This is a genomic window from Burkholderia sp. Ac-20345, from assembly GCF_017104825.1.
GTDB classification, from domain to species: domain Bacteria; phylum Pseudomonadota; class Gammaproteobacteria; order Burkholderiales; family Burkholderiaceae; genus Burkholderia; species Burkholderia lata_B.
On record NZ_JAAGPO010000456.1, the window covers coordinates 1 to 2,393 of the forward strand.

Genomic DNA, 2,393 nt, shown 5'->3' on the forward strand with positions numbered 1-2,393 from the left:
GCCGTGTCGCATGCGCGATTGAATGAATAATCGCGAAGTCAAGTCAATCAAAATGTTTTATGTTTCTCCGGAACCCTTGTCCCGTCTGTTGTGCGAGGATTATCTCCGTACGGAAATGTTCAGCGGTTTGACATGGCGCTTCACATGGGGAAAACGATAATGATAAAAATACCGCACTGCGGCAGAATCTGGAGACGCCTCTCCAGAGCATGACGGCCCGGCTCGCAACCGGCATGCCGCGCGCGAGCAGGATTTCACGATAGACGCTCACGAATCACCGGTAAGGCAGGTAATGACAGCATCGAAAAAATCGTCGACGTCCGCTCAGGCGGGCACTTCTTCGGGCAGCATTGGTTTCGATCCGGCCGCCCAGCCGATGCAGCAGATGTTCGAGTCGTGGTTGAACGCGTGGCGCGGTTTTGCAGATCCGGCACGCGCCGCGACTGCGTCGGCCACCGTGAATCCGTTCGCGACATTCCAGTTTCCGACATCGTTTCCGTTTCAGATGCCGTCGATGCCCGATTTCGGCGCGATGGCGTCGCCGTTCGCCGGGCTGAAGCTGCCGGCCGCCGCGATTCCGCCCGAGCGGCTGCAGGCGCTGCAGGCCGACTACGCGCGCGATTGCATGGCGCTGATGCAGCAGGCAGCCGCCGCGAAGCTCGAGTCGCCCGAACTGAAGGACCGCCGCTTCAGCGGCGATGCGTGGAAGGCGTCGCCGGCGCATGCGTTCGCGGCGGCCTGGTATCTGCTCAACGCGCGCTACCTGCAGGAACTGGCCGACGCGCTGCAGACCGATCCGAAGACGCGCGAGCGCATTCGTTTCACGGTCCAGCAATGGACGGCCGCGGCCGCGCCGAGCAACTTCCTCGCCCTCAATCCCGACGCGCAGAAATCGATCCTCGAGACGCAGGGCGAAAGCCTGCGGCAGGGGATGATGAACCTGCTCGGCGACATGCAGCGCGGCAAGATTTCGCAGACCGACGAATCGCAGTTCGTGGTCGGCAAGAACCTCGGGTGTACTGAAGGTGCGGTCGTCTACGAGAACGACCTGATCCAGCTGATCCAGTACACGCCGAAGACTGGCGAGGTGTTCGAGCGGCCGCTGCTGATCGTGCCGCCCTGCATCAACAAGTTCTACATCCTCGACCTGCAGCCCGAGAATTCGCTCGTCGCGCACGCGCTGTCGAACGGTCATCAGGTGTTCCTCGTGTCGTGGCGCAATGCGGACGCATCGGTCGCGCACAAGACGTGGGACGACTACATGAACGAAGGGCTGCTCGCGGCGATCGACGCCGTGCAGCAGGTCAGCGGCCGTGAGCAGATCAACACGCTCGGCTTCTGCGTCGGCGGCACGATGCTCGCGACCGCGCTCGCGGTGCTCGCCGCGCGCGGCGAACATCCGGCCGCGTCGATGACGCTGCTCACCGCGATGCTCGACTTCACCGACACCGGCATTCTCGACGTATTCGTCGACGAGGCGCACGTGCAGATGCGCGAGCAGACCATCGGCGGCAAGAACGGCACGCAGCCGGGGCTGATGCGCGGCGTCGAGTTCGCGAACACGTTCTCGTTCCTGCGGCCGAACGACCTCGTGTGGAACTACGTCGTCGACAACTACCTGAAGGGCCGCACGCCGGCGCCGTTCGACCTGCTGTACTGGAACAGCGATTCGACGAGCCTGCCGGGCCCGATGTACGCGTGGTACCTGCGCAATACCTATCTCGAGAACAAGCTGCGCGAACCGGGTGCGTTGACCGTGTGCGGTGAATCGGTCGACCTGACGCTGATCGACGTGCCGACCTTCATCTACGGCTCGCGCGAGGATCACATCGTGCCGTGGCAGACGGCCTATGCGTCGACGTCGATCCTGTCGGGCCCGCTGAAGTTCGTGCTCGGCGCATCGGGGCACATCGCGGGCGTGATCAATCCGCCGGCGAAGAAGAAGCGCAGCTACTGGGTCAACGACAGCGACCTGCCCGAATCGGCGGACGACTGGTTCGCCGGTGCAGCCGAGCAGCCGGGAAGCTGGTGGACGACCTGGGTCGAATGGCTCGACCAGTACGGCGGCCGCAAGGTGGAGCCGCCTGCCCAGCCCGGTACCGCGCAGTTCCCGGAGATCGAGCCGGCGCCGGGGCGTTACGTGTTGCAGCGCGATTGACGAAAACCGGACAGCGGCGCAGGCTGTCCGGTGCACCGCAGTTTTTTTAACAGGGCCGGTAGCGATGCGCCGTGTCGTGCGGGCCTGGAGGAAAGGGAAATGACGGACGTAGTGATCGTATCGGCCGCGCGGACCGCGGTCGGCAAATTCGGCGGTTCGCTTGCGAAGATTGCGGCGCCCGAGCTGGGCGCGACGGTGATCCGCGCGGTGCTGGAGCGTGCGGGCGTGAAGCCCG

1 protein-coding gene and 1 pseudogene are annotated in these 2,393 nt (G+C 64.1%); both read left to right on the forward strand.

Going from position 1 to position 2,393, the window contains the following annotated elements; all coding sequences use genetic code 11:
• Positions 1 to 292 precede the first annotated feature (292 nt).
• A complete protein-coding gene (gene phaC, locus G3O06_RS47895; RefSeq protein ID WP_174967506.1) occupies positions 293 to 2,158 on the forward strand; it encodes a class I poly(R)-hydroxyalkanoic acid synthase in 1,866 nt (621 codons plus the stop codon).
• Positions 2,159 to 2,257: 99 nt separating this feature from the next.
• Positions 2,258 to 2,393 (forward strand): annotated as a pseudogene (locus tag G3O06_RS47900) (acetyl-CoA C-acetyltransferase); the annotation flags it as partial.

Excerpts from the sequence above, each read along its gene's own strand:
- phaC (WP_174967506.1), top strand. The coding sequence starts at position 293 with ATGACAGCATCGAAAAAATCGTCGACGTCCGCTCAGGCGGGCACTTCT.